Raw genomic sequence first — 24,618 nt, forward strand, 5'->3', positions numbered from 1 at the left:
TTAAAAGGCCTGACTCCGGTTGAATATCGAAATCAGGCCTTACAAGCCGCTTAATAAAAGTGTCCAACTTTATGGGGTCACTTCACCTTTGATGCGCCTTTTTTTATTAATACCTATAACCATTTATCAAAAAATCATATTGATAATGCTGATAACCCCAATATAAAATTAGAATTGCACTGGCAAAGATTAGGACTGTTAATATTGTACAGATTTGGCTTTGATATCGAAATTTTTTCAAACAAAGCGTGATTAATCCTCCTAAGATAAACCCGGTTATTGCACCACCAATATGTGCCATATTATCAATAGAAGGTAATAAACCCAATCCAGCAGTGAGTAATAAACTCACCACAATGGATTTGATAGGCATCTCTTGTAAATCAGTACGATTAATCAATGAGTAAGCAAGTAGGGCGGTGATGATACCTAAAATTGCCCCTGAAGCGCCGCAGCTAATGACATTAATATGTATTGTGGCAACATCACTTGCTAAACTTCCAAATAAACCCGATAGCAAATAGATTCCAATAAAGGCTAAAGGAGGTATTAATTTTTCTAAAATAACGCCAATACTCCATAGTGCTAACATATTCATAGCAAGATGTGCTAATCCTACATGCATGAAAATATTAGTAAAAAGTCGCCAATATTCACCAGAAAATGTAAGTTGGGCAACATTAGCTCCCCAGTCAATTAAAAACTTACTTTGACTAAAATCTGATAATCCTCGCATATCAAAAATGCGAGAAATAATAAACCATGCAACATTAATTACTACTAAAATGCTGGTAATTTTGGCTTGATGATATAAAAATTGGAAATATTTTAAAAAGCTCATGTTTTGAGTTTTCCTATAAAAAAACAAAATAGATAAAAACAGATAGGTGATTTAATCCAGATGCTTTCCTAAAATAACTAAATCACGTTTAACGCCATCAAGTTCGGCAATTTTAGGTAATAATGCCCATTGTTGATAATTCATTTTTTTAAATAGATTCATACTAGGAAGATTGTGCCCAAAAACATAGCTGAATATGGATTCAATACCAGCTTGTTTGGCAAATAATTCAATGCGTTCGATGGTTGTTTGACCGATTTTTTTTCCTCTAAAATCCTCATGTAGGTACAAACTGATCTCAACTGTTTTTTCAAAAGCTGCACGACCATAAAAAGAGGATAAACTTACCCAACCACATGGTTGATTTGAATATTTGATTAACCAAATAGGTCGATTTTTAGGATTATGCTGATTAAACCAAACTACACGACTTTCAACTGACACCGGCTCCAAATCGGCCGTAATTTGACGGCTAGCAATGGTAGAGTTATAAACATCAACAATAAAGGGCAAATCGTCTAAAGTGGCATCAGTATAGGTAATCATAAAAATAAAAAATAGTGGTTAATTGTGCCTCATTGTAATGGTTTTAATGCTGGCAAGCAATATTTGTTAAAAACGATCTAACTCTTAAAAAATCATAAAGTCATTCAGAATGATGCTCACAATATCTCCTAAAAAATATTACCAGATAAATTTTTTATTCAGGTCATTATTATTGTCAATGAAGTAGTATAAATTTTAAGGAAAGGGTAGAAAATAATTTCTTTAAATTAACCATATTCTATGGTTTAAACTTAAATTAAAAAATCAATAATGCCTTTATTAATCGACGTGATTTTTAGGTTTATGGTGCCAAATAAAGGTAAATAAAAAATTAATATATTTAAAAACTAATGTTTTAGTTATTCCTATAATAACTTTTCAAAATAGTTAGTTTTGTTTATTTTACTTTAGCTAGGAGATCACTTAATAATTTTGCTTTTGATTTTAGTATTTCCTCATCTTTGGATAATACGATGTTGTGTGAGTTTTTTAAAAAAAGTGTACTTTGTAAGGTTTCTTCCAAATTTTTATTTGAGTTGAAAGTAGGGGCTTATACCTAGTTTTTCAGCTGCACCAGAAAAATGAAGTTTTTCGCAGACAGCAAAAAATTATTGTTAAATATTTGTTAATTTTTTGCTATCAATATCTATAAATTTACTATTCCTCATAAGTTACTTAACAGATGTTCAAATGACTTTGCTATTTATCTTAGCTCAATCGAATCATTATTATGAATAAGATCTTTCCTTTTTGCATTAGTTTATATTGTTTTTTCTACAATACGAATTTCGTATAACAAAATATGTATTTTTCAATTCTTGTTTTGTTAGTTACCCTTTCTTAAGCTTAATCAATCTCTAAATGTTATTTTGTTCATTGAATCAATGTCTAATCTCTTGTTTGACGTGAGGCATTATTGGCACTTATCTATTGGGTATAGTTTATCAAAGCATGGTTTGGAGTGGGATCATTATTCTAATCTTAGCTATTGTTGGTATTCAATACATTAAAAATGTAGCAGTTAATTATTAAGGAAACTCGTTATGAAAAAAAGATTATCACATTTCTTTCTATTTATGTTTTGCTTCTTTTATGCAGGATTTAGTATGGCAAATTCAACAAAGTTAGCTTCGGGCTTTAATGCCCCAACAGGAATCGCTTTTGATAGCTCTGGTGTGATGTATGTGACCAATTGGTCTGGTGATTCAATTGTAAAAGTTAAAGAGAATGGTGAACATGAGACCGTTTATACAGGTATCTCTTCTCCAGCAGGAATAGTCATTGACAAACAAGATAATATCTATGTTTCATCTTATAGTGATGACTATATTTTAAAAATTACGCCGAACGGCCAATCACAAAAAATATCAGAGGGCTATCAAACCCCTACCGGTATCTCTTTTTCTAATGATGGTAGACTATTAGTCACTAATCGTTCAACGGGTGAAATTGTATCACTTGATTTAGACACGAAACAAAAGACTATCGTAGCACGAGGATTGAATACGCCTGTTGGTGTTACTCAACTTGCTGATAATAGCTTAGTTGTATCTCAATATAGCGGTCGTTTGACCATGATCGAACCTAACGGTAATAAAACTGAATTAGGTGATCAATTCGAAGTTCCAGGAGTTGGTATTGCAACAATTTCATCAAATGTTGTGGCGGTCATTGATAATGGTGCTGGAATGCTGCGACAAATTGATGTAAAAACGAAAAAGGTAACAAATTTAGCTTCATCTTTATCGGGAGCAGTTGCATTAGCATATTATAAAAACAATTACTATGTTGGAACTTGGGGGGATGGTTCAGTATACATGGTAGATGGTAAGTAAGATTTTATAAGCAATCACAATCATTTTAACCAAAGTGTAGCAGCTAATTATTAAGGAAACTCGTTATGAAAAAAAGATTATCACATTTCTTTCTATTTATGTTTTGCTTCTTTTTTGCAGGATTTAGTATGGCAACTTCAACAAAGTTAGCTTCGGGCTTTAATGCCCCAACAGGAATCGCTTTTGATAGTTCAGGCGTGATGTATGTGACCAATTGGTCTGGTAGTTCAATTGTAAAAGTTAAAGAGAATGGTGAACATGAGACCTTTTATAGAGGTATCTCTTCTCCTTCAGGAATAGTCATTGATAAACAAGATAATGTATATGTTTCATCTTATAGTGGTGATTATATTTTAAAAATTACGCCAAACGGTCAATCACAAAAAATATCAGACGGCTATCAAACCCCTACCGGTATCGCTTTTTCTAATGATGGTCGACTATTAGTCACTAATCGTTCAACGGGTGAAATTGTATCACTTGATTTAGACACGAAACAAAAGACTATCGTAGCACGAGGATTGAATACGCCTGTTGGTGTTACTCAACTTGCTGATAATAGCTTAGTTGTATCTCAATATAGCGGTCGTTTAACCATGATCGAACCTAACGGTAATAAAACTGAATTAGGCGATCAATTCACTCGTCCAGGAGTTGGTATTGCAACAATTTCATCAAATGTTGTGGCGGTCATTGATAATGGTGCTGGAATGTTGCGACAAATTGATGTAAAAACGAAAAAGGTAACAAATTTAGCTTCATCTTTATCGGGAGCAGTTGCATTAGCATATTATAAAAACAATTACTATGTTGGAACTTGGGGGGATGGTTCAGTATACATGGTAGATGGTAAGTAAGATTTTATAAACAATTACAATTATTTTAACCAAAGTGTAGCAGCTAATTATTAAGGAAACTCGTTATGAAAAAAAGATTATCACATTTCTTTCTATTTATGTTTTGCTTCTTTTTTGCAGGATTTAGTATGGCAACTTCAACAAAGTTAGCTTCGGGCTTTAATGCCCCAACAGGAATCGCTTTTGATAGTTCAGGCGTGATGTATGTGACCAATTGGTCTGGTAGTTCAATCGTAAAAGTTAAAGACAATGGTGAACATGAGACCTTTTATAGAGGTATCTCTTCTCCTTCAGGAATAGTCATTGATAAACAAGATAATGTATATGTTTCATCTTATAGTGGTGATTATATTTTAAAAATTACGCCGAACGGTCAATCACAAAAAATATCAGACGGCTATCATACGCCTACCGGTATCGCTTTTTCTAATGATGGTAGACTATTAGTCACTAATCGTTCAACGGGTGAAATTGTATCACTTGATTTAGACACGAAACAAAAGACTATCGTAGCACGAGGATTGACTACTCCAGTTGGTGTTACTCAACTTGCTGATAATAGCTTAGTTGTATCTCAATATAGCGGTCGTTTAACCATGATTGAACCTAACGGTAATAAAACTGAATTAGGTGATCAATTCACTCGTCCAGGAGTTGGTATTGCAACAATTTCGTCAAATGTTGTGGCGGTCATTGATAATGGTGCTGGAATGTTGCGACAAATTGATGTAAAAACGAAAAAGGTAACAAATTTAGCTTCATCTTTATCGGGAGCAGTTGCATTAGCATATTATAAAAACAATTACTATGTTGGAACTTGGGGTGATGGTTCAGTATACATGGTAGATGGTAATTAAGATCTGATAAGTAATCATAATTACTTTAGCTAGTTGGTAGAAGTAAAGTTTTATATAAAGATACGAAGATAAAACTTATGAGTATAGGATGTTCAGGTTTAAAATTGTAGATATAATTAGTTCATTTCTATTAAATTTTAAATAAAATAATAAGGTTAGGTTAATTTTCAATTAATCATTGTGTTTTATAATATTGATGCAAGCCATATACAAAACAATATATAGGAATATCAATGAAAAAAAGAATTAATAAACCTTATTATGCTCTTGCTCCTAATGAAGCTCATTTTCTATTTAAACGCAGCTTTATATTCGATTCACAACAGGCGATATTTGTAAAAATTCTAGGTACAATTCATCGCCTGCATTTCCTTAAATATGCTTTTATGGTATTAGCTGGTTAGGTCGTTGCTTTTATATTGGTATGTTTTCTTTTGCACCGTTTTTCACTTTAAATAACTAGTTAACACAGCTTATTAATTTAATCCCATTAGTAGGTATAGTTGTTATAATCTATCTTATTAGGCATTACGTACAAATCTATTTCGAAATATAATCAATTAAAAAACTTTACAAAGAAGTTACATGGGCAGTTGAATGTTATTGTGTTTTTTTTGAATAAGGTATTTGTATAAAATCAATAGACATGGACGGTGTATTTTATTAGGATTATTTTATGGCTATAGGATGCAGTAAAGATGCTTTAGTTTTCTATTTTTGTCCTGCAAGTACAAAAAAGTGGAAAATTTTTCAAACAATACTATCCTCGTTTAGACAATGTTTACATTTTTATTGATGGTGATGAGAAAATACTAGAACTCATAAAATTGGTCGATGAACAAGTTGGCGATCTAGTTGCTTGTATATAATGATCTAAAAAGGTAAATTTTTATTTCTAGGTTCTAATTTTATTATTTAAACTTATTTGTTTAATTATATTGTTTTGGTACAAAAGGGATGATAATTTGCACTATTAATATATCACTTAATTTTAGTAGGAACAGCAATTATTATAAGCTAATGAGATGTGTGAAATTTAATCAACAACGATGATATTATATAAGAAAAGTTCAAAAAATTATAGAGTTTGGAAATAAAAAAAGGTCCCTGCAATTAATTGATTTTACATTAGTTAACAAATCTTTCTAAGATAAGTTTGCTAATTTTTTTTAAAATATTATACTTCGCAACATAAGATTGCATTTATAAAAAAGCAATCATTTGTCGGGAGGAAGTAATAAGATGTTAAAGTGCAGTTGGTTTGTAGGAGATCATAATTTAGATTCTTCTTTAAATCCCCAAAAGTGTTTTCAGTCCGTCTCTAATCTTGCATCGGGCTTATCTGAATTAATGTTAGATAAATCTTTCTATTGCAAGATTTTGTTGATCAGTGCAAGTATTTTTGTAGTGCTAAGTATTAATGATGTAACTGCATTAAATGTCAGGACAGCAAATGTAATTCAAGCTAATCCGACGTACTTAATTAATACTGAAGAAGTTGAAACGCAATCAGGTTCAACTCTATCTGATGAAGGCGTAAATGCAGAGAATAATGATGAGTCAAATACAGTTGGTGAACTTGAAGATGAATCTGAATCAGATGAGCAAATGATTGAGGCAACGCCTATATCAGGTAAAAACCACTTAATTAAATCCATACACTAAACAGTTATTGTATTAATATGCTGGTGCTAAGTTCAGTATGTTAGTTGATACTTAAGTAAAAAGGAAAATGATACCATTGAAAGGCGTATAAGGAAACCATGATGAAGATTGAAATACATTTTAAATATTATTTAAATCAATGATAGGTCTATCTTACTGTCAATTCAAAACCTAATATGATCTACTTAATACTAGTGTTTTTTTATATTAGTGGAGCTTACCATATGGCTATTCAATAATGGATTAGTTAATACTAATATAAAATTTTATGGTTTGAAAGAAATACCTGCCTTGTCTAGATAAAATATTGTATTTCAATAATTTGTTTTATGATAAAGTCTAATTTTAAGTAGGATAATAGCAGTGATAGTCGGAAACCAACAAAATCAATTGCTCATCTTGCAACAATGATCATTTCATATTTGTCTGAAAGGTTGTTTTATTTTTTAATTCAATAATGAATCTCATTTCAATTACCAAAATTTATTATTACATAACTTAGATATCCATATATCCACATTATTGATTGAAATTAATATCGTAAAATCAATTCTAAACAGATCAATCATCAACCAAATTATCTAAAATAATAAAAAACTGTAATATGCTTGCAACCGCTGTGAAATCAAAGTTGATTATAGCAGGGGTAACGGTCTAATCTCTTTGGGCATCAATTAAATAATACATTTGTTCAATATCCCATTTTTTACTAAAACGTATAGTTAACCTGAAACTTTTTCACAGTATAATCGGGCATAAAATTTATAAGGTTATATTGACTCTGCCACGGGTAATATCACTGATATTTTTTTGTAATATCACTGAATTATCTTTAGTAATAGCTACGCTTACTTTTACTCCTTCAGCATCAAATTCTTGATTTTCAATAATCGCATCAAGTTCTTTAAGGCGATTTTCGATAATAGGCCATTCGTTATAGTAACAATGAAATTGCAAAGTAATGCGTGCTATAAGTTCAATCAATGTCGCTTGTTGAAGGCAGTGACTTGCAGAACCACCATATGCACGAATTAACCCCCCAGTGCCTAATTTTATACCACCAAAGTAACGAGTAACGACAACTACAACTTGATCGCAATCTTGCCCTTCAATCGCTGACAAAATAGGGCGTCCCGCTGTACTGGTCGGTTCGCCATCATCATTAAAACGGTATTGCTGTCCAATCTTCCATGCCCAGCAATTATGAGTGGCATTAGGATCATTGATTGAGTCAATGAATTGAGCAGCTTGTTCGGCCGAGGTTACTGGCGCCGCATTGACAATAAAACGACTTTTTTTGATTTCTTCGGTGAGTTGGGTGGGAATTGCTAATGTATATGGCATTCGTATTCTGGTAAAATTGTTTCATAACTGATAATGATACTGATCATAATTAAAATGTCTATTAATTTACAACAATTAAAACAAACCCAGTTATCGTTGGCTAATCAAGTGAGATTGTCCGATGACTTTAACGAACCAATCAATTTTATTGGTGGTACTGATGTGGGATTTGAAGATGATGGTAATATTACTCGAGCAGCGATAGTCGTGCTAAGTTATCCTGAATTTTCTGTTGTTGAATATCATATAGCTCGTTTAAAAACTGAGTTTCCTTATATTCCTGGCTATTTATCCTTTCGGGAATATCCTGCTTTATTGGCAGCATGGCAACCAATAAAGCAAAAACCAGATTTGCTATTGGTCGATGGTCAAGGTTTTGCCCATCCTAGACGTTTAGGAATTGCCAGTCATCTTGGTTTATTGTTGGACATGCCAACCATTGGAGTGGCTAAAAAACGATTATGTGGGCAATATGAAACATTACCAAAACAAGCAGGCAATGTAACTGCTTTGTTAGATAAACAACAGCAGATAGGTTGGGTATTGCAAAGTAAAAATAATTGTAATCCTTTATTTATTTCAGCAGGACATCGTGTCAGTCAAGAGAGTGCATTAAAGTGGGTGAACCTGTGTTTAAGAGGTTATCGTTTACCTGAGCCAACTCGTTGGGCAGATGCGATTGCGTCGAATAAACCTCTATTTAAGAAGTTATTAAATGAAAAATAGTCATCAAGAGCCTTTAAAAAAAGGCGGTTTTACGTTTAAACGTTTTTTTGTTGCGCATGATAAAAGTCCTATGCAGGTAACAACGGATAGTTGTTTACTTGGTGCTTGGGCTCCAATTGACCATCATCCGCAAAAAATCCTTGATATTGGTACAGGATGTGGAGTGATAGCATTAATGTTGGCTCAACGTTTGGCTCATGACCCTTGCCAAATTGATGCTATTGATATTAATGCGGATGCTATAAAGCAGTGTCAAGAAAATAGTATGCACGCAGGTTTGTCATCGGTCAGGGCTCAACAAGCAGATATTAATAAATTTGGTCTTAATCTGGCAGCATGTTATGACCTAATTGTAACAAATCCGCCTTATTTTGAACCAGCAGTTGACTGTCGCAATAGCCAACGTCAACTTGCTCGTTATACTGAAAGTTTGAATTTTGAACAGCTTATAAACTCAGTTAAACGCTTGTTAAAACCAGGTGGTCTGTTTTGTTTGGTTCTCCCTTTTCATATGGCTGATCAGTTTATTTGTCTGTGTAAGGCAAATCAGCTTTTTTTACAGCAAGAGTTGTATGTCAAATATAATGCCAATAAAAACTTTTCATTGTCCTTATTGGCTTTTTCTTTAATTAATAGTGGTCAAGTGCTCAGTGAGCAACTTTGTATGCGTGATGATGATGGACGTTATTCATCAGCATTCAGACAATTATTGAATGATTTTTATCTATTTCGAAAATAATTCTCTATTATGAGTTAATTAGGTAGCACATAAAAATAGATTATGGCAGTAATTGCTAAAATAATTATGGTGATAGCATAGATTTTATCGTGTAGAAAGCTGAAAGCAGGTAGTGCTCTTTGCTTTCTAGCGTATAAATAAAATACCAATCCAATGCCATATAAAATCATGGATAGTAATAGATAAGACACTCCACCTGCATAAATCAGCCATACCCCATAAATTGAACCCGTTGAGCCTAAAAAGATTAAGTAAGCTTTACCACGATTTATCGCCAATTTAAGTACAAAAAGGGCTGATAGCAGATAGGGAATAAGCACCATGGACGTGGATAATTGAATCAGCGTGTTATAGCCAGATTGATAAAAGTGAGCAAGGATGATGAGTATACTGATCAAAGTAGAAGTTAAATATAATGCATTGGCAGGGGTTCCTTTCTTGTTCAGTTTGCCAAAACAGCTCGGTACGGTGTGATCGTCACCTTGTCCACTTAGAAACAGCATTTCTGCAGCAAGTAGTAGCCATGATAATAGTCCACCACTCACGGATACAATAAGTCCAATGTTAATAAAAGTCGCTCCCCAACTACCTACAACATGCTCAATGACCAGTGCCATTGAAGGATTTTTCATCTCTGCTAATTCCTGTTGAGGAACAATGCCTAAAGATAATACCGATACGCAAATGAGTAATAAACTAGTGATAGCAAAGCCAAAAAAGGTGGCTCGGCTTATGCTTAAGATACTCTTGGCGCGTGATGCATAAACTGTCGCACTTTCAATACCTAAATAGACCCAAACTGTATAAAGCATAGTGTGTTTTATTTGATCCACAATAGAGCCTAATTGTGGCGTTCCCCAAAAATCTGTTTTAAAGGTATCTACTTTGAACGCTAAAATGATGCAGACAATAAATAATCCAATTGGTACAATTTTAGCTAAAGTAACTAAGCAATTTAATAAAAATGCATGATAGATTCCTTTTAATACAAACGAATTGACGATCCATAAGAAAATAAGGGCGCCGATAACTGCTGGGAACGTGGTACCATTGCCAAAATAGCTGAAACAATCAAACGAGCCGAGAGCGCTAAACAAGATAACCAAATAACTTGTGCATGACATCCATGCAGAAATCCAATACCCCCATGCCGCATTAAAGCCAATATAATCACCAAATCCCGCTCGTACATATCCATATAATCCATCATTGATTTTATAAAAACGGATCGATAAATACTGAAAGATTCTTGTTAGCATTAGCATACCAAATAAGGTGATAACCCATGCAATTAATATTGCTCCTGCACCGGCTCCTTCAGCCATATTTTGTGGTAGGCTAAAAATACCACTCCCTACAATACTTCCCACCACCATTAAAGTGAGAGGAAGTATACCAAGCTTTTTTCTTACTGGTGTATTCATATTAATTTCTTATTTAATTATTTATATAATAAATTGTTTTTTTAATTAAAATCTCAATGACATACAACTTACACCACCGTCAATTTTACGGTATTCCGATGTATCAACTTCAATTACTTGATAACCAAGTGCTTCGATTTTTGCTTTGGTAATTGGATAGCCTGCAGGCATAATGACTCGTTCATTCACCCAAATACAGTTAGCGGCATAACTTTCATGCTCAGGAATTTCAATAATATTAAGGTGTTGAAACTCAGGTTTAGTAACAAATTCACCCGCTGCTAACAAATTATCATGTTCTAAATAGGCAAGACCCGTTTTTAAATGTAGTACTTTTTCTAAAGTAACCACAGATCCTGATAATCCATATTTTTCTAATATAGCAATCATTTGATCTGCACCAGATTGATTGGTTCGCGCTGATAAACCAATATAATAATGATTACCAACCATCATTATATCTCCCGCTTCAACTGTGCCAGGTGCGGTAATTCTTTCAACTTTATTGGGGTAAAATCTTTCAATAGTTTCGCTAATAATTTCGGTTTCGCCACGACGGCTTTCGGCACCAGGTCTAGTAATAATGGCGCAATGTGGGGTACACAAAACTGGATCTTCAACAAATACAGAATCTGGAAAACGTTCATCAGCCGGTAAAATAGTGATATCAACATCACATTGTTGCAAAGCTCGAATATAGTTATTGTGTTGATCTAACGCTTTTTGATAATCGGGTTTACCCAAGTTAGCTGATGTTAAACCATCGATAAGTGATTTGGCTGGTGTTCTTGCAATAATATGATTAAATTTTTTCATTCGTTTTAAATCCTTTTTTAATTAAATAATTATGCTTTATTTTTGAATAATAATTCACAACAATAACTTTATCAAGAGTTAATATGACTTTTTATGCAATTTTTGTGTTTTTTTATTCAAGTGGGAAATTTGATTGGTGGATAAAACTTAAATGAAAGAAAAATAGAGGCTGATTATTTTTTATAAAAAAGGGTAATAAACATTACCCTTAAAATTTATTTTTTAGCTGTTATAAAGGCTTTATAGGTTATTCACCATTAAAATCGACCAATGTATAACAGTTAATCCCCATCTTGGTTAACTTAGTTTTACCTTGTAAATCTGGTAAGTTAATAACAAATGCTGCATCTTCAGCTATTCCTCCCGCTTTTTGAATTAATTTAGCGGTTGCGGCAACGGTCCCACCTGTCGCAAGTAGATCATCAATGATTAGCACTCGTTCATTAGGTTTTATTGCATCGCAATGCATTTCTAATGTATCGGTACCATATTCAAGTTGATATTCTTCTTTAAACACATTACGGGGTAACTTATTGGGTTTTCTTACCGGTACAAAACCCACACCTAATGCTAAGGCTAAAGGTGCTGCAAAAATAAAACCACGGGCTTCTGTTCCAACAACTTTATCAATATTTTTATCTTTATAATGATCAATTAAAAGATCGACAGAAGTTCTAAAAGCGATAGGGTCTTCAAGTAAACTGGTGATATCTCGAAACAATATCCCTTGTTTTGGATAATCGGGGATAGTAATAATGCTATTTTTAATAAGTTCAAGTTTTTCTTGCAATTGAGTCATATCAAATATTCTCTAACTATTTTCTTTAAGAGCGACTAATTTTTTATTATATACCCATGCTCTTTACAGTGGCAATAAACAAACAGTTAACACACCGTAAAATAGTGAGATAGGCGAGTTTGAATGCGATTACTGATATCCATTTGTGCATCGTTTAATTGGATTTTTACAACTAAATACATTATTTAGACAATAAATTTTGCAAATGATTAATAATTGAATAAACTTTATATGGAAGGAGAATTCAATGTAATCAGGTGCTGATGATTATATGAATAAACCTTTTGGAATTCATGAATTAAGAGTAAGAATTAAAGCCATTGCAAGACGTTATTTGAAAGCAAAAAATCCAAATCTCACTCAAGGTGATTATTTTGAATTTGGTGATTTAAAAATTTATCCTACTGAATTATACGCAAAACGAAATGACCAAATTATTGAGTTGACATTAAGAGAAATCAAAATATTGGAATGTTTATATCAACATAAAAATCAGGTTGTTACACGTGACATGCTTTTCGATTACGCATGGGGATATGATTTTTTACCGAGCAGTCGGACGCTTGACCAACATATTTCAAAATTGAGAAAACAAATAGAAATTAACCCAACAATACCTATTTTAATCAAAACTATTCATGGCATTGGTTATAGGCATTAGATCGTTCTAGTGATTGGGTTAAATATTTTCAATTTTCTGATTTACTCAGTTTGATTGTGTGAGTGTGATTTTTCATGTTCTATTAACCATTTTTTTCTTTCTAATCCTCCTCCATAGCCAATAAGTTCACCACTAGATCCGATTACTCGATGGCATGGAATGATGATTGCTACACGATTATTACCATTGGCGTTGGCTACTGCTCGAATTGCCAATGGATTATTCATTCTTTGTGCTTGCCGTTTGTAAGTTGTCAGTTCACCATAGGGAATTTCTTTTAAACATTCCCAAACGGTTTGTTGGAAAGGCGTTCCAGGTGTATGTAATGCTACAGTGAAATGAGTTCTGATCCCTTGGAAATATTCGGAAATCTCAATTTTGGCTTGTTTTATGTGTTCGTTTTCTCCAAAAATAATTTTCATGTTAAGTTGGGTTTGTAATTGTTTGAATTCGGTTTCAAGCATTCTTCTATCAACAAATTCTAATAAACAAATACCTTGCTTGGTTGCACAAATAAACATTGGGCCTAACGGAGTGGTTAAGCGATCAATTAAAATAACGTCATGCTGTCGATTGGTTGAGGGTGATTTTTTCATGATTTTTTTATAGGTATAACCAAAACCACTTAAAGAATTATAACCTGTATCAAATGCGGTATTGATGATATTTTTTCCTGATTTAATTTCCTGAAAAGCATTGTTAATTCGAAACATTCGCTGATAAGCATGAAACGTTATTCCATAATGTTTTTTGAACCATCGACGAATAATTTCTGGGCTTAAGTTATTCAGTCTCAATTCATAATCCGTTATTTTTGTTTTGGGCTCTTTATTCATTAATTCAATGGCTTTAATTACCTCTTCCGGTGCTTGATTTGAATTTTCAGTGGGTTTACATATTTTGCAAGGTCGATATCCCTCATCAAGAGCTGATTTAAAAGTTGAGAAAAATTCGACATTTTCATATTTTGGTTTTCTTGCTCGGCATGTAGCAATACAAAAAATAGATGTCGTTTTAACACCTACATAGAAAATTCCTACGTAACTTTGATTTCGGTCAAGTAAGGCTCGGTAATAAATTTCTGTTTGTTTAGTATCGGTAATTAGCATCGAATGTTTCTTTTAGATTAATTGATTTTCATTATGTTGTAAGCTTATTAAAAAAGCCATTTTCTTGGCAACCGAAAAATTGACAACTATTTTCAAACATAATTATTTGATAAAAATTTCAGATATTTGATCAAAAATAATTGCCAAACGAATGAATATCCAATCTAATACTCACGCTTAATAAAAGTAAAATTTTATGAATAATGATCAGTTCAGATAAATGATTTATCTGATTTTTTTATTATAATTTATTAATAATAATTGCAAAATTTCAGAAATGAAAAGGAATAAAAAAATGAAAAAAGCGTCTGCTATTATGGCATTACTATTATTTTCAGGACTTGCACAAGCAAGAACCTACGATGAAATTATTAATTCAGGATTTTTAAAAATTGGTGTCCCCGCTGATTATGCGCCATTGGCTTTTTATAATACCCAAGAAAAATTGGTCGGTTTTGATATTGATATGGCAAAAGATTTCGCAAAACAATTAAATGTGATGCCGGTATTTTATATCACTAGTTGGCCAACCTTATCACAAGATTTAGCGGATGATAATTATGATATTGCTATGGGTGGTGTAACTTATACAAAGGATCGTGCAGAAAAATTCTTACTTTCTGATGAAATAGTGCCAAATGGTAAAGTAGCGTTAGCTGCATGCCATGTTGCATCCAATTTATCAAGTCTAGACAAAATTGATCAACCTGATGTTAAGGTGGTCGTTAATCCTGGTGGTACCAATGAAAGCTTTGTCAATGATAATATTCATAAGGCCCAAGTGATTCGCGTAGAAAATAATTTTGATAATATCCAAGCTTTGCGTGATAAAACAGCCGACCTTATGGTAACGGATCTTATTGAAGGTCAGTATTATCAATATAAAGAGCCAAATGTTTTATGTTTAGCAACTGACACCCCATTTAAAGGTACAGAAAGCTATAAAGCTTATATGGTTCAATCAGGCAACCAAAAACTTTTGGATGCAATTAATAGTTGGCTTCCTAATTCAAATAAGCAGCAATTAGCGTTAAAATGGGGCGTAAAAACTCAATTAAATTAGTTCGCTAGTAACCTATTAAATATGGCGGTTAACACTGCCATTATTATCCTAAATAATATCTGTTTTAGTTCTATTTTTGTTGGTTACCAATAGATCCATTAGGTCATTATCTCTCTTCTAAATAATGTATATTAATCTTTTTTGGAGTAATACTAAAATGAATTACTATGATTTTTTAGTCATTGCATTAAAGTTGTTGGTTGTATTCATCTGTATTATCTTATTTTTAAAAATTACTGGTAAGACCTCACTATCCCAAATGTCGAGTATTGATTTTATTGGTAATATGATTTTAGGTGGAATTGCGGGAGGTATTATCTATAATCCAAAGTTAACCGTTTTTGATTTTTTGGTTGTGTTAATAATGTGGACAGCCATTATGTATACTTCCAACTATTTAAAGAAAATAAGTCAAAATGCCAAAGCATTCATTGTTGGTAATCCGATTATTTTAATGGAAAAGGGTAAAATTAAACTAGATGCCTTTACCAGTGTTAACTTGGATTTTTCCAGTTTTGCTGTACTACTTAGAATGAAGAATATTTTTACTATTCATACTGTTGATAAAGCCATTTTGGAGCCGAATGGTCAATTAACTGTGGTTAAAAAAGGTGATAAAGACATATCCGTCCTTGTATTAGAAAATGAAAGTCCTAATGAAGATGGGTTAAAATCGATTGGCAAAGATGAAGATTGGCTAAAATCTAAATTAGCTGAGCAGGGTTACGCTAATTATGATGGATTATATTGTGTTGAATACTATGATGATCGTCTTTTTGTCATACCAAGCGAACTTGTTAATTGAGTTTTTTGTTATGGTAAATTTTTAATTAATAAACCTTAACCATTATTTTGGCTAAGGTTTTATAAAGAGTTTAACTATTTTAGTTATATAAAGGCGATCGGTTTAATGATTTAACAATAAAGCTTGATACTTGAAAATTATTATTGAGTTTTTGCTGAATTTGTTGCGCTTCTTGTTCCGTTTTACATTGAGTAAAGATACAAGCACCAGTTCCAGTTAATCTGGTTGGGGCAAATTGAGACAGATAAGTAATAACCTTATCAACAATTGGATATCGTTTTCGAACGACATTTTCACAATCATTTTTAAACTGCTCAAAAGGTAAAGCTAATAAATCATCAAGATCTCGGCTTGGTGTATTACGGGTAAGTTCAGGATCATTAAACACTTTAACTGTGGAGATTTCAATATTAGGGTAGGTGACTAAATACCAATATTGTGGAATATCAACCGTTAATAACTGATCACCAATGCCTTGGGCAAAAGCTGCATGACCATAAATAAAGATAGGCACATCAGCCCCAATTTGCCGTCCTATTTCAATTAATGTTTCCGTTGTTAGATTGAGTTGCCATAATTGATTAAGTGCGACTAATACCGTTGCAGCATTTGATGACGCGCCACCCAGCCCACCGCCCATAGGGATTTTTTTATCAATAATGATATCTACCCCCAAATCCTGACGATTTGTATAAGATTTTAACCGATTGGCAGCAATAACCATCAAGTTTTTATCTTCAGGTACATTAACAAACTCGGTCAGTAAATGGATTTGGTTATCCTGACGTACTTTAAATGTTACAATGTCACAATAATCAATGAACTGAAATAAGGTTTGTAAATTGTGATAATTGTCAGCACGACGCCCAGTTATATAGAGAAATAAATTTAATTTTGCTGGTGAATACCACTGTTTCATTATGACTTCCTGTTATTGCAAAATCCAGTTACTGATCTTTAAACGAATATTTTCACCATCATGATTTAACTCTATGATTGCAGGTAAATCTATTTTTTGGTTTTTATAGGTATAAGTTGAATAACTCGGAATTTTTAAATTCCATTTATTATTGTTTTGCATAAATTCAGTTGATACTAATCTGCCAGAATTGTCTAATTTATCATTAATATTGTTAGAATAACCTTTTAACCAATTATGGAGAGAGTTAAAAGGAATATTAACATTCGATACTTTCTTCATTAAGTTCTCAATATTAGTGTCACTATAACGGTTACCATTTTTATTAATGAGTTCGGCAAAATCAGGCTCCGATTTTAACGTTAATATATTTGTTCCGACCGGAGTAGTTAACTTAACTTCAAAATGGTTAACGGATTGTTGGGTAATTAAAAATCGCCCGTAGTTACGAGTTTTTTCACTTATTTGGGCAATACTGCCATTAACACGAAAGGTATTTATCTGTTCAAGAGTTTGTTGATGAGTCTTCCATTGTTGTTCAATTGATGCAATATCTTTGGGTTTAGTGATCTGGCAAGCCGTGATAATAAAAGGTAAAACTAGGATAAAAGCATATTTGATTTTAGACATGAATTATCTCTTGTAGTTGAACGTTTGAATTATTTTATTATAACTGATAATACAACAATAAGAAAAAGTAACTGTAAATTAACGTTTGATATTTTTTTATGTATAATGTTATGCCAAGGACGCTTCATAATACAGCTATTGATTAAAATAAAACGCAAGAAGAAACAATGCAATGTCAATTACAATATTAGGTGTTAATCATAAGACGGCTCCATTAGCATTAAGAGAAAAAATTGCTTTCCCTAACGAAACAGTAGATAAAGCACTGTATAGCCTTTACCAACATCCTCTAATTGAGGGGTGTGTAATATTATCAACCTGTAATCGAACCGAAATATATCTAAATTATGAACACCAAATAGATTATATTAGATTAAAAGGATTTGTTGAAAATTGGTTAGGTCAATTTCACAATGTTGATCTTGAGCAATACAAAAACTCCCTTTACTGGTATGAAGGTCAACAAGCTGTTGAACATTTAATGGCTGTAGCAAGTGGTTTGGATTCAATGATTATTGGTGAACCGCAGATCTTGGGGCAAGTGAAAGTTGCCTATGCAATTGCACAAAAAAATCAGTGCTTGTCGGTGACATTAGAAAAACTCTTTCAAAATATTTTCCATGTAGCAAAACTTGTGCGCAGTCAAACTGATATTGGCTCTAATACGGCTTCAGTTGCCTATGCTGCTTGCCTTGTTGCGCGTAAGTTGTTTACTGACACATCCAAATTAAATGTCATGTTAGTAGGAGCAGGGGAGACAATAGATCTGATTTCTCGTTATTTAAAACCTCATGGGTTTAATCATGTTCTTGTTGCTAATCGTACACGTGATAAAGCATTAAAATTGGCTTCCCTTATTGATGCAGAAATTATTTCACTACCTGATATAGCTCATCGCCTTAAAGAGGTCGATATCGTTATCAGTTCTACTGCAAGCCCATTACCAATTATTGGAAAAGGAATGGTCGAACGCACCTTGCAGGTAAGAAATCATCAGCAGATGTTATTTATTGATTTAGCGGTTCCCCGTGATGTAGAACAAGAAATTAATGAACTTGATAATGTGCATTTATATACGATTGATGATCTTCAAAAAACGGTTGAAAATAATTTAGAACAACGCGCCATGGCAGCTCAAAAAGCACAATATATAATTCAGGAACAAGCTGAGCAATTTATCGACTGGCTTAAAGCTCGTTACGCAATTGACTATGTTAAACAGTATCGCAGTAATGCACAAAGCATTAAACGCGAATTAGAGATCAAAGCGTTAAATGCTATTAAGCAAGGCGCAAATGTTGATGAAGTCTTTGCTGAGTTTTCTCATCGATTAACAAATAAATTAATCCATGCGCCAACCCAAACTTTACTTAATGCAGCAACGCATGATTGTGAAGACTGTTTTAAAGTGTTAAGCAAAGGATTAGGTTTGAAAAGTCATTAGTGAGTTTTTGATATGTAAAAAGGGAATAGAACTGCTTGGATCAACTGGAATTTTTTGAAATACCCTCTCCTTGTAAACGCGTTTGTGAAACCGATAAACAAGGTTATTGTATTAAATGCTTTCGTTCTAGGACAGAACGATTTAATTGGTTAAGTTTTTCCGATACTCAAAAGCAAGAAGTGCTTCGCTTATGTAAACAAAGGGCGCTAAGACGGCGTTATCTATTATTGCAACAGCAACAACAAAAGATCCAAGATACAACCTTGCAAAATGAACTCAATTTTTAAATCCTGACCTTGTTATCTATTTTACAACGGGATAACTTGTAATCTATAACAACTCGGAGTAGCATTTTTTAAACCAGCAATTATTGCAAATAATGAGTCATCATTGTTAATTAAATCGAGATCTCAGCTATGAAAATGTGTATTGCATGTGGCATGCCAATGACTTCACTTGGTGATTATCCTTTGCATGACATGTCTAAAAATTACTGTAAGCATTGCGCTCATAATGATGGCACAATGAAAACGTTTGATGAGAAATGGCAAGAAGTTGCTCTGCGTTATGCTAATAATCATCATATCGATTATTCAATAGCTAAACATACTGCATATGTAATACTAAAAAAATTACCTGCTTGGAAACGAAAGTGGTAAAAAGTATTTATTTTTACTCTAGAAAATGTTTATTAGATTAAATCTAAGAATATTAGCTAAATAAGCAGGAGTTGTCTGCTTATTTAGTAATCCCATATAAAGTAAAACTTATTTGAAACTTAAACAAATCTTAATCAATAAATCTAAAATCTTGTAGCCTTTGACTAACAAAGATCAGCATATCATCAAATCCAGAAGTCCAATATGACCAATCATGACCACCATTGCGAGCAATAAAGGTATAGTTAATATTGTTTTTCTTGAAATTCATACTTAATAGTGTATTGCCAATAAGAAAATCATCCTTAGAACCGCAATCAAGATAAAAATAGCCCTCAGACTCCAATTTATTCGATGTAGTATTTAAAATATCATATTTATCATAAAACTTATTATTTACTCTGCTTTCGCCTACAAGGTTTAAACCGAATGCTTTGCCATAGCGTCGATTGTATACATTCATATCCATTGAAATTATATCTTCTTTGGTTCTAAACGCTCCGCTTAAGGCTACCGTCGCCTTAAAAAGGCCGGGATATTGTAAACTATAATAAACAGCGCCAAATCCGCCCATTGAAAGTCCACCAATGGCTCTAAATTTGGGTAAATTATTTACTCTGTAGCTTTTTTCAATTTGAGGCATGAATTCTTTGATAAACATATCCTCATAAAGAAACTGGCCATCCGCATCATTCATATAATAGGTATTATTTTCAAAAGACCCATTTCTAGTTGCATCAGGCGTAACAACAATCATGGGCGTTATCTTTCCAGAATTGATTAAATTATCCAAATGAGCTTGTAAGTTACCCTGAGTATAAGGATCGGTATGAATACCATCTGCGCCACCATGCAAAAAATAAAAAATAGGGTATGTTCTATTAGAACTATGATAATCTGGAGGCAAATATACCGTATAATGGACATCGTTACCTAAAATTTGACTTTTTATCGTTTTACTAGAATCAACAATACCCTGTGATGAAAAACAATTTGTAACATATAAAACTGATAAGACGCATACTAAAAAGATATTTTTTAAAAAACTACAAAGGTTGTATTTCATAGGATAATTCTCCTTTTTGATTAACAGATTGAGCAATCATATACCGCTGATAATCATTGTTAGGCAATTAAGATTGAATTTTTTGAACTCTGTCACATTATTATTAACCTATAGCAATTTCAGATGGAATTATGGAATCCGATTGAAGATAATTTGTATGGCATAATTAAATATACAAAATCTGTTATTCAAAATATTAATATTGCTATGTAGCTATCAGTTATAGCGACATATCTATACTATTAAACCTAAAGGATATAAACGCTGGCAATAGCTTGATTTTTAGGCAAACAAAGAGCTTTATGATAATAATTGTTGCAGATATCACAAAGCTTAGTATAATGCCCACGTTTACTTATTTACACTTCTAATGCCAGTGTGGCGAAATTGGTAGACGCAGCGGATTCAAAATCCGCCGCCCTTAAAAGCGTGTCGGTTCGAGTCCGACCACTGGCACCAAATCAATCAGCACTAACACTCTTTTAAATTCCTTAAAATACATTGAACATAATAAACATAAAGCATACCTATCTTATTATTCATTAAGCATCAGTAAGAGAAATTTATAACCCAAATTTTAGTTATATTTTTAGGTGTATTAATGCAATATACTTAGAAAAACATATATCTAAAATTATTATGGCAAGAAAAACTCTACCATTAACTGACATACAAATAAAAGCAGCCTAGCCAAAACAGATAAGGATTATTCTTTATTTGATGGTTGCGGTATATACCTTTTAATCAGAGCAAATAACTTTGAGATTTGGCGTTTTAAGTATACGCGCTCGTATACCAAAAAAAGAGGTATTACTCAGTTTTGGTAGTTACTTTGATATTTCACTACAGCAAATAACAAATATTATAGAAATTAATGCACTACAACCATTAAATAACAACAATAAATACGAAACAGTTAAGCAAGTTTGCCGACTAATTAATGAAATAATGTATTATGCTGTCAATATGGAAATTATTGATGATGACTTACTGGCTAACATTACCTACCTATCTCATATCCAAAAATCAAAAATCTTTTAGGTTAATTTGTCATTATTTAGTTTATTCATGAGTAAATATTAAATTCAACATAATGATGATTCTCTCCATGCTGGTTTGATTGTTACTAAAAGGGTAACCAAAAACTAGACAATTAAGTTAGCGCTGAAATGAATGGGTACGAGTGATTTTTGGAATGTTTCGATATGAACTTTTGACTTTCCTCTCCTAAACATGAAACTTCCTATTGGCCACTACACAAGAGGAAATCAATATTTATAGGAATTCAAAATCTTTCTACAATAACTATAGACAAAAAGTATTATAAATCACTTTAATGAAATTTATTTTTAAGAAATTTATTTTTAAAAACATACACCATAAACAACTAAATTTTACTTGGCGATATTATAGTTTCTTAAGTTCATAAAAGAGAAGTTCAATAAATGATAATAGATATTAAATTTCTAAAAGCAGTTATTTTCATAATAAAGACAACTAAAATAAATATCATTCAAAGTTTGGAATTTAAAATAAGATAACAATTGATAACTCATGGAATAAATAGTAGATTAGATTTCTATATTATTTAGATTATCGTTATAGTGTATAAAATAAAAAATTATAGTTATCATGAAATATTATTTATTAATGACCACACGGCAGTGGCAAGAATTACAAAAACAAAAAGAAGATAATTCAATCATTCGCCCCAGATCTTTTATATTTAACACTATTATTCAAGATAGTAAGCTAAAACCCGTCCGCTATGATTATAGTAGTAAGATGGATGACATTATTAAATATTGCGTTAAACATCAAGATGAGTGTAAAAACCTATACCCAACCCTTGAAGAGCTTGGTTTATATTATGGTACGAATACCTATAATAAAGATGATAAAAAGTTCTCAGCCGCCCTAAAAGAGGCAATAGAGTCACAGCGGGCTATTTTATTTGAAATACCGATTGAGCATCATTCTGGTATGTTACAACCAGAAAATAATCCTATAAAATCAGATGTTAATAGAGTGCCTCGTAAATTAACCCCAGATGAAGTAAAAGCTTATGAACTTAAAACAAGATATGATAATCAAGATAATTATATTGAATTTACAGTTTATAATTTAGCGAACCAACCTTTTACTATATTTGATAATGCTAGTCAGAAGATGTTGAAGCAAGGGACGTTAGACAGCAGTGGTTACGCTTATGTTAGCTTACCCGTAAACGCCCAATATGTTGATATCGTTTTTGATAAGCAGCAAGATAATCGCCCATGGTATTATGATGTACCATTACAATTATTAGGAGGGATTCGTGATGCAGCGCAATCTGTATCCGATTTAGCATGGGATTCCTCGACGATTAACCTAACAATGAAATATGGTTTTAACGTCGAAACGGAGAATCCTCTTCAATTTGGTAAAGTTCCTGAAGCTGAAACTATATCAGGTACACTTACTCATGGCATAACCCAGTTTCTAGTCGGTTTTATTCCAGCATCTAAAGCGCTCAAATTTATTAAACCTATATCGAAAATGGGTAAGCTAGGTCAAAGCACGATTGCTGGCGGGGTCGCTGATTTTACGGTTTTTGCACCTCACGAAGAACGGCTATCAAATTTAGTCCAATCGTTCAAAGAACTACAAAATCCGGTCACAGAGTATTTACAAGCTAATCCTGATGATAGTGCAGCCGAAGGACGTTTAAAAAATGTTTTAGAAGGGTTATTGCTTGGTTCGCTAGTTGAACCTTTTTCCCATTCATTGCGAACATTAAAATACGCAAGAATTAAATGGATGGTGTCGGACGTTAAAACAAAAGCTCACTATAAACTTGAATGTGTAACTAATGAAACGGTAACTATTAAAACTGAATCAGGTAGCAAAGGCAATTGGAATAAAGAACTTAATAATCCTCAACCTAATAAAATATATATTGTAGATGGTAATAAAAAATATCATACTGACCATTTAGGGAGAGTGGTAAGGGTTGAGGCGACGCTTAAACTTGATAAATTAGACAGAAATACTTACCAACAATTGAAAGCAGGTAAACTAGGTAATGCCGATGATGAAGGTGGTCATTTAATTGCTTCGATATTGAATGGACCTGGCGAAAAAATTAATATGTTGCCAATGAATTCCAACCTTAATCGTAGCTTATGGAAAAAGCTAGAAAATGGATGGGCTAAATCATTGCAAGAAGGTAAAACAGTTAAAGTTAAGATAGAGCCTGTATATCAGGGTACAGATATAAGACCAGAGAGTTTTGACGTATTATATTCTATTGATAATAGGCGTTGGGTAAAGACAGTATTATTAAACCAAGCAGGTGGATAAAATGACAAAAACAGACGATCAATTAAATAATGAAATTGGGCAATTACTTTTTAAATCATCACCTAATGGAGCAAAAAAAGTAATTGCTCAATTAGAATTTACACCAGAGATGGATGCTTGTACCTGTATATTTGATTATTATAATCAAAATGATGAATTAAATTGGTATACATTGAATAGTGATATAACGAGCCCTTTAATCAAAGCGGTAAGAGAGCTTAGGCAATACTATATTGATAATAACCTAACTAATGGCTTACCTGTGTGGAGAGGTTGTATTATAACTGTTGATATTGAAAATGCTAAAATTGATTTTGAGTTTAAGTATGAACGATTTATCCCTCTTTTTGAAGATGACGATCTTAAAGATTAAATAGTTAGGCTTAATCAGATAATAGCAAATCCAAATATAAGCACATTTTATATATATAAACACATTACTATAATTTATCTTACTGTATATTAGAGTCT

25 protein-coding genes, 1 tRNA gene and 1 pseudogene are annotated in these 24,618 nt (G+C 32.6%); 17 read left to right on the forward strand and 10 right to left on the reverse strand.

The features are described from left to right. Window positions 1-106: 106 nt before the first annotated feature. Window positions 107-841 carry a rhomboid family intramembrane serine protease gene (locus H3S88_RS11540; RefSeq protein ID WP_198228953.1) on the reverse strand — a complete coding sequence of 245 codons (735 nt, stop codon included), beginning with the start codon at window positions 839-841 and terminating at the stop codon, window positions 107-109. 51 nt (window positions 842-892) lie between these two features. Beyond that, window positions 893-1,387 carry a GNAT family N-acetyltransferase gene (locus tag H3S88_RS11545; RefSeq protein ID WP_198228954.1) on the reverse strand — a complete coding sequence of 165 codons (495 nt, stop codon included), beginning with the start codon at window positions 1,385-1,387 and terminating at the stop codon, window positions 893-895. A 1,043-nt stretch (window positions 1,388-2,430) separates the two neighbouring features. Here H3S88_RS11545 and H3S88_RS11550 point away from each other — a divergent pair. From H3S88_RS11550 to H3S88_RS11570, 5 genes are all read left to right on the forward strand, one after another. Then, a complete protein-coding gene (locus H3S88_RS11550; protein WP_198228955.1) occupies window positions 2,431-3,222 on the forward strand; it encodes a hypothetical protein in 792 nt (263 codons plus the stop codon). Between the two features lie 65 nt (window positions 3,223-3,287). Beyond that, window positions 3,288-4,079, forward strand: a complete 792-nt coding sequence (locus H3S88_RS11555) for a hypothetical protein (RefSeq protein WP_198228956.1) — start codon at window positions 3,288-3,290, stop codon at window positions 4,077-4,079. A 65-nt stretch (window positions 4,080-4,144) separates the two neighbouring features. Next, a complete protein-coding gene (locus H3S88_RS11560) occupies window positions 4,145-4,936 on the forward strand; it encodes a hypothetical protein (RefSeq protein ID WP_198228957.1) in 792 nt (263 codons plus the stop codon). 233 nt (window positions 4,937-5,169) lie between these two features. After that, window positions 5,170-5,340 carry a hypothetical protein gene (locus tag H3S88_RS11565; RefSeq protein ID WP_198228958.1) on the forward strand — a complete coding sequence of 57 codons (171 nt, stop codon included), beginning with the start codon at window positions 5,170-5,172 and terminating at the stop codon, window positions 5,338-5,340. 838 nt (window positions 5,341-6,178) lie between these two features. Continuing rightward, a complete protein-coding gene (locus tag H3S88_RS11570) occupies window positions 6,179-6,601 on the forward strand; it encodes a hypothetical protein (RefSeq protein ID WP_198228959.1) in 423 nt (140 codons plus the stop codon). Window positions 6,602-7,363: 762 nt separating this feature from the next. On the opposite strand, the gene H3S88_RS11575 is transcribed toward H3S88_RS11570, so the two are convergent. Then, entirely contained in the window at window positions 7,364-7,945 is a 582-nt protein-coding gene (locus tag H3S88_RS11575) for a YigZ family protein (protein WP_198228960.1), read from the reverse strand. 60 nt (window positions 7,946-8,005) lie between these two features. On the opposite strand from H3S88_RS11575, the gene nfi reads away from it, so the two are divergent. Both nfi and H3S88_RS11585 read left to right on the forward strand, forming a co-directional pair. Further along, window positions 8,006-8,671 carry a deoxyribonuclease V gene (gene nfi, locus H3S88_RS11580; protein WP_198228991.1) on the forward strand — a complete coding sequence of 222 codons (666 nt, stop codon included), beginning with the start codon at window positions 8,006-8,008 and terminating at the stop codon, window positions 8,669-8,671. Next, complete coding sequence (locus H3S88_RS11585; protein WP_198228961.1) at window positions 8,661-9,410, forward strand: tRNA1(Val) (adenine(37)-N6)-methyltransferase; 750 nt, start codon at window positions 8,661-8,663, stop codon at window positions 9,408-9,410. The genes nfi and H3S88_RS11585 overlap by 11 nt, the downstream gene beginning before the upstream one ends. A gap of 14 nt (window positions 9,411-9,424) precedes the next feature. Here the strand turns inward: H3S88_RS11585 and H3S88_RS11590 are convergent, their stop codons facing one another. From H3S88_RS11590 to apt, 3 genes are all read right to left on the reverse strand, one after another. Continuing rightward, window positions 9,425-10,834: a basic amino acid/polyamine antiporter gene (locus H3S88_RS11590; protein ID WP_198228962.1), complete on the reverse strand. Its 1,410-nt coding sequence runs from the start codon at window positions 10,832-10,834 to the stop codon at window positions 9,425-9,427. A 45-nt stretch (window positions 10,835-10,879) separates the two neighbouring features. Next, window positions 10,880-11,650, reverse strand: coding sequence for a dimethylargininase (gene ddaH, locus H3S88_RS11595; protein WP_198228963.1), 771 nt, complete (start codon window positions 11,648-11,650; stop codon window positions 10,880-10,882). A 247-nt stretch (window positions 11,651-11,897) separates the two neighbouring features. Beyond that, window positions 11,898-12,449 (reverse strand): adenine phosphoribosyltransferase, encoded by a 552-nt coding sequence (gene apt, locus H3S88_RS11600; RefSeq protein ID WP_198228964.1) that lies wholly within the window; start codon window positions 12,447-12,449, stop codon window positions 11,898-11,900. Between the two features lie 256 nt (window positions 12,450-12,705). Between apt and H3S88_RS11605 the strand changes: the two are divergent. After that, window positions 12,706-13,110, forward strand: a pseudogene (locus H3S88_RS11605) (response regulator transcription factor); the annotation flags it as partial. A 41-nt stretch (window positions 13,111-13,151) separates the two neighbouring features. Here the strand turns inward: H3S88_RS11605 and H3S88_RS11610 are convergent. Then, window positions 13,152-14,219 (reverse strand): bifunctional transcriptional activator/DNA repair enzyme AdaA, encoded by a 1,068-nt coding sequence (locus H3S88_RS11610; RefSeq protein ID WP_198228966.1) that lies wholly within the window; start codon window positions 14,217-14,219, stop codon window positions 13,152-13,154. Between the two features lie 295 nt (window positions 14,220-14,514). Here H3S88_RS11610 and H3S88_RS11615 point away from each other — a divergent pair, with 295 nt between their 5' ends. Together H3S88_RS11615 and H3S88_RS11620 are read left to right on the forward strand one after the other, a co-directional pair. Continuing rightward, window positions 14,515-15,282, forward strand: coding sequence for a transporter substrate-binding domain-containing protein (locus H3S88_RS11615; RefSeq protein ID WP_039128737.1), 768 nt, complete (start codon window positions 14,515-14,517; stop codon window positions 15,280-15,282). A 157-nt stretch (window positions 15,283-15,439) separates the two neighbouring features. Next, complete coding sequence (locus H3S88_RS11620; RefSeq protein WP_198228967.1) at window positions 15,440-16,087, forward strand: DUF421 domain-containing protein; 648 nt, start codon at window positions 15,440-15,442, stop codon at window positions 16,085-16,087. Window positions 16,088-16,166: 79 nt separating this feature from the next. Here H3S88_RS11620 and ispE read toward each other — a convergent pair whose 3' ends face one another. Together ispE and lolB are read right to left on the reverse strand one after the other, a co-directional pair. Beyond that, a complete protein-coding gene (gene ispE / locus H3S88_RS11625) occupies window positions 16,167-17,006 on the reverse strand; it encodes a 4-(cytidine 5'-diphospho)-2-C-methyl-D-erythritol kinase (RefSeq protein WP_232352589.1) in 840 nt (279 codons plus the stop codon). A 12-nt stretch (window positions 17,007-17,018) separates the two neighbouring features. Then, window positions 17,019-17,636, reverse strand: coding sequence for a lipoprotein insertase outer membrane protein LolB (gene lolB, locus H3S88_RS11630; RefSeq protein ID WP_065736971.1), 618 nt, complete (start codon window positions 17,634-17,636; stop codon window positions 17,019-17,021). A 172-nt stretch (window positions 17,637-17,808) separates the two neighbouring features. Between lolB and hemA the strand changes: the two genes are divergently transcribed. From hemA to H3S88_RS11645, 3 genes are all read left to right on the forward strand, one after another. After that, the gene (hemA, locus tag H3S88_RS11635; RefSeq protein WP_198228968.1) at window positions 17,809-19,080 is read left to right on the forward strand and encodes a glutamyl-tRNA reductase; all 1,272 of its coding nucleotides are present in this window, start codon (window positions 17,809-17,811) and stop codon (window positions 19,078-19,080) included. Between the two features lie 35 nt (window positions 19,081-19,115). Further along, window positions 19,116-19,367, forward strand: a complete 252-nt coding sequence (locus tag H3S88_RS11640; RefSeq protein ID WP_065736973.1) for a DUF1289 domain-containing protein — start codon at window positions 19,116-19,118, stop codon at window positions 19,365-19,367. Window positions 19,368-19,496: 129 nt separating this feature from the next. After that, window positions 19,497-19,739, forward strand: a complete 243-nt coding sequence (locus tag H3S88_RS11645; RefSeq protein ID WP_025315648.1) for a zinc ribbon domain-containing protein — start codon at window positions 19,497-19,499, stop codon at window positions 19,737-19,739. Window positions 19,740-19,869: 130 nt separating this feature from the next. On the opposite strand, the gene H3S88_RS11650 is transcribed toward H3S88_RS11645, so the two are convergent. After that, window positions 19,870-20,805: an esterase family protein gene (locus tag H3S88_RS11650; protein WP_198228969.1), complete on the reverse strand. Its 936-nt coding sequence runs from the start codon at window positions 20,803-20,805 to the stop codon at window positions 19,870-19,872. A 372-nt stretch (window positions 20,806-21,177) separates the two neighbouring features. Between H3S88_RS11650 and H3S88_RS11655 the strand changes: the two genes are divergently transcribed. From H3S88_RS11655 to H3S88_RS11670, 4 genes are all read left to right on the forward strand, one after another. Then, window positions 21,178-21,264, forward strand: a tRNA-Leu gene (locus tag H3S88_RS11655). Between the two features lie 300 nt (window positions 21,265-21,564). Further along, window positions 21,565-21,846, forward strand: coding sequence for a hypothetical protein (locus H3S88_RS11660; protein WP_198228970.1), 282 nt, complete (start codon window positions 21,565-21,567; stop codon window positions 21,844-21,846). Window positions 21,847-22,437: 591 nt separating this feature from the next. Next, a complete protein-coding gene (locus tag H3S88_RS11665; RefSeq protein ID WP_198228971.1) occupies window positions 22,438-24,147 on the forward strand; it encodes a DNA/RNA non-specific endonuclease in 1,710 nt (569 codons plus the stop codon). 1 nt (window position 24,148) lies between these two features. After that, window positions 24,149-24,520: a hypothetical protein gene (locus H3S88_RS11670; RefSeq protein WP_198228972.1), complete on the forward strand. Its 372-nt coding sequence runs from the start codon at window positions 24,149-24,151 to the stop codon at window positions 24,518-24,520. Window positions 24,521-24,618: the final 98 nt, after the last annotated feature.

Source organism: Gilliamella sp. B14448G11 (assembly GCF_016101765.1).
In the GTDB taxonomy this organism is placed as follows: Bacteria; Pseudomonadota; Gammaproteobacteria; order Enterobacterales; family Orbaceae; genus Gilliamella; species Gilliamella apicola_N.

What these genes read in the sequence shown, in the direction of transcription:
- H3S88_RS11540 (WP_198228953.1), bottom strand. Translation starts at nt 841, where the DNA reads ATGAGCTTTTTAAAATATTTCCAATTTTTATATCATCAAGCCAAAATT.
- H3S88_RS11545 (WP_198228954.1), bottom strand. Translation starts at nt 1,387, where the DNA reads ATGATTACCTATACTGATGCCACTTTAGACGATTTGCCCTTTATTGTT.
- H3S88_RS11550 (WP_198228955.1), top strand. Translation starts at nt 2,431, where the DNA reads ATGAAAAAAAGATTATCACATTTCTTTCTATTTATGTTTTGCTTCTTT.
- H3S88_RS11555 (WP_198228956.1), top strand. Translation starts at nt 3,288, where the DNA reads ATGAAAAAAAGATTATCACATTTCTTTCTATTTATGTTTTGCTTCTTT.
- H3S88_RS11560 (WP_198228957.1), top strand. Translation starts at nt 4,145, where the DNA reads ATGAAAAAAAGATTATCACATTTCTTTCTATTTATGTTTTGCTTCTTT.
- H3S88_RS11565 (WP_198228958.1), top strand. Translation starts at nt 5,170, where the DNA reads ATGAAAAAAAGAATTAATAAACCTTATTATGCTCTTGCTCCTAATGAA.
- H3S88_RS11570 (WP_198228959.1), top strand. Translation starts at nt 6,179, where the DNA reads ATGTTAAAGTGCAGTTGGTTTGTAGGAGATCATAATTTAGATTCTTCT.
- H3S88_RS11575 (WP_198228960.1), bottom strand. Translation starts at nt 7,945, where the DNA reads ATGCCATATACATTAGCAATTCCCACCCAACTCACCGAAGAAATCAAA.
- H3S88_RS11585 (WP_198228961.1), top strand. Translation starts at nt 8,661, where the DNA reads ATGAAAAATAGTCATCAAGAGCCTTTAAAAAAAGGCGGTTTTACGTTT.
- H3S88_RS11590 (WP_198228962.1), bottom strand. Translation starts at nt 10,834, where the DNA reads ATGAATACACCAGTAAGAAAAAAGCTTGGTATACTTCCTCTCACTTTA.
- ddaH (WP_198228963.1), bottom strand. Translation starts at nt 11,650, where the DNA reads ATGAAAAAATTTAATCATATTATTGCAAGAACACCAGCCAAATCACTT.
- apt (WP_198228964.1), bottom strand. Translation starts at nt 12,449, where the DNA reads ATGACTCAATTGCAAGAAAAACTTGAACTTATTAAAAATAGCATTATT.
- H3S88_RS11610 (WP_198228966.1), bottom strand. Translation starts at nt 14,219, where the DNA reads ATGCTAATTACCGATACTAAACAAACAGAAATTTATTACCGAGCCTTA.
- H3S88_RS11615 (WP_039128737.1), top strand. Translation starts at nt 14,515, where the DNA reads ATGAAAAAAGCGTCTGCTATTATGGCATTACTATTATTTTCAGGACTT.
- H3S88_RS11620 (WP_198228967.1), top strand. Translation starts at nt 15,440, where the DNA reads ATGAATTACTATGATTTTTTAGTCATTGCATTAAAGTTGTTGGTTGTA.
- ispE (WP_232352589.1), bottom strand. Translation starts at nt 17,006, where the DNA reads ATGAAACAGTGGTATTCACCAGCAAAATTAAATTTATTTCTCTATATA.
- lolB (WP_065736971.1), bottom strand. Translation starts at nt 17,636, where the DNA reads ATGTCTAAAATCAAATATGCTTTTATCCTAGTTTTACCTTTTATTATC.
- hemA (WP_198228968.1), top strand. Translation starts at nt 17,809, where the DNA reads ATGTCAATTACAATATTAGGTGTTAATCATAAGACGGCTCCATTAGCA.
- H3S88_RS11645 (WP_025315648.1), top strand. Translation starts at nt 19,497, where the DNA reads ATGAAAATGTGTATTGCATGTGGCATGCCAATGACTTCACTTGGTGAT.
- H3S88_RS11650 (WP_198228969.1), bottom strand. Translation starts at nt 20,805, where the DNA reads ATGAAATACAACCTTTGTAGTTTTTTAAAAAATATCTTTTTAGTATGC.
- H3S88_RS11665 (WP_198228971.1), top strand. Translation starts at nt 22,438, where the DNA reads ATGAAATATTATTTATTAATGACCACACGGCAGTGGCAAGAATTACAA.
- H3S88_RS11670 (WP_198228972.1), top strand. Translation starts at nt 24,149, where the DNA reads ATGACAAAAACAGACGATCAATTAAATAATGAAATTGGGCAATTACTT.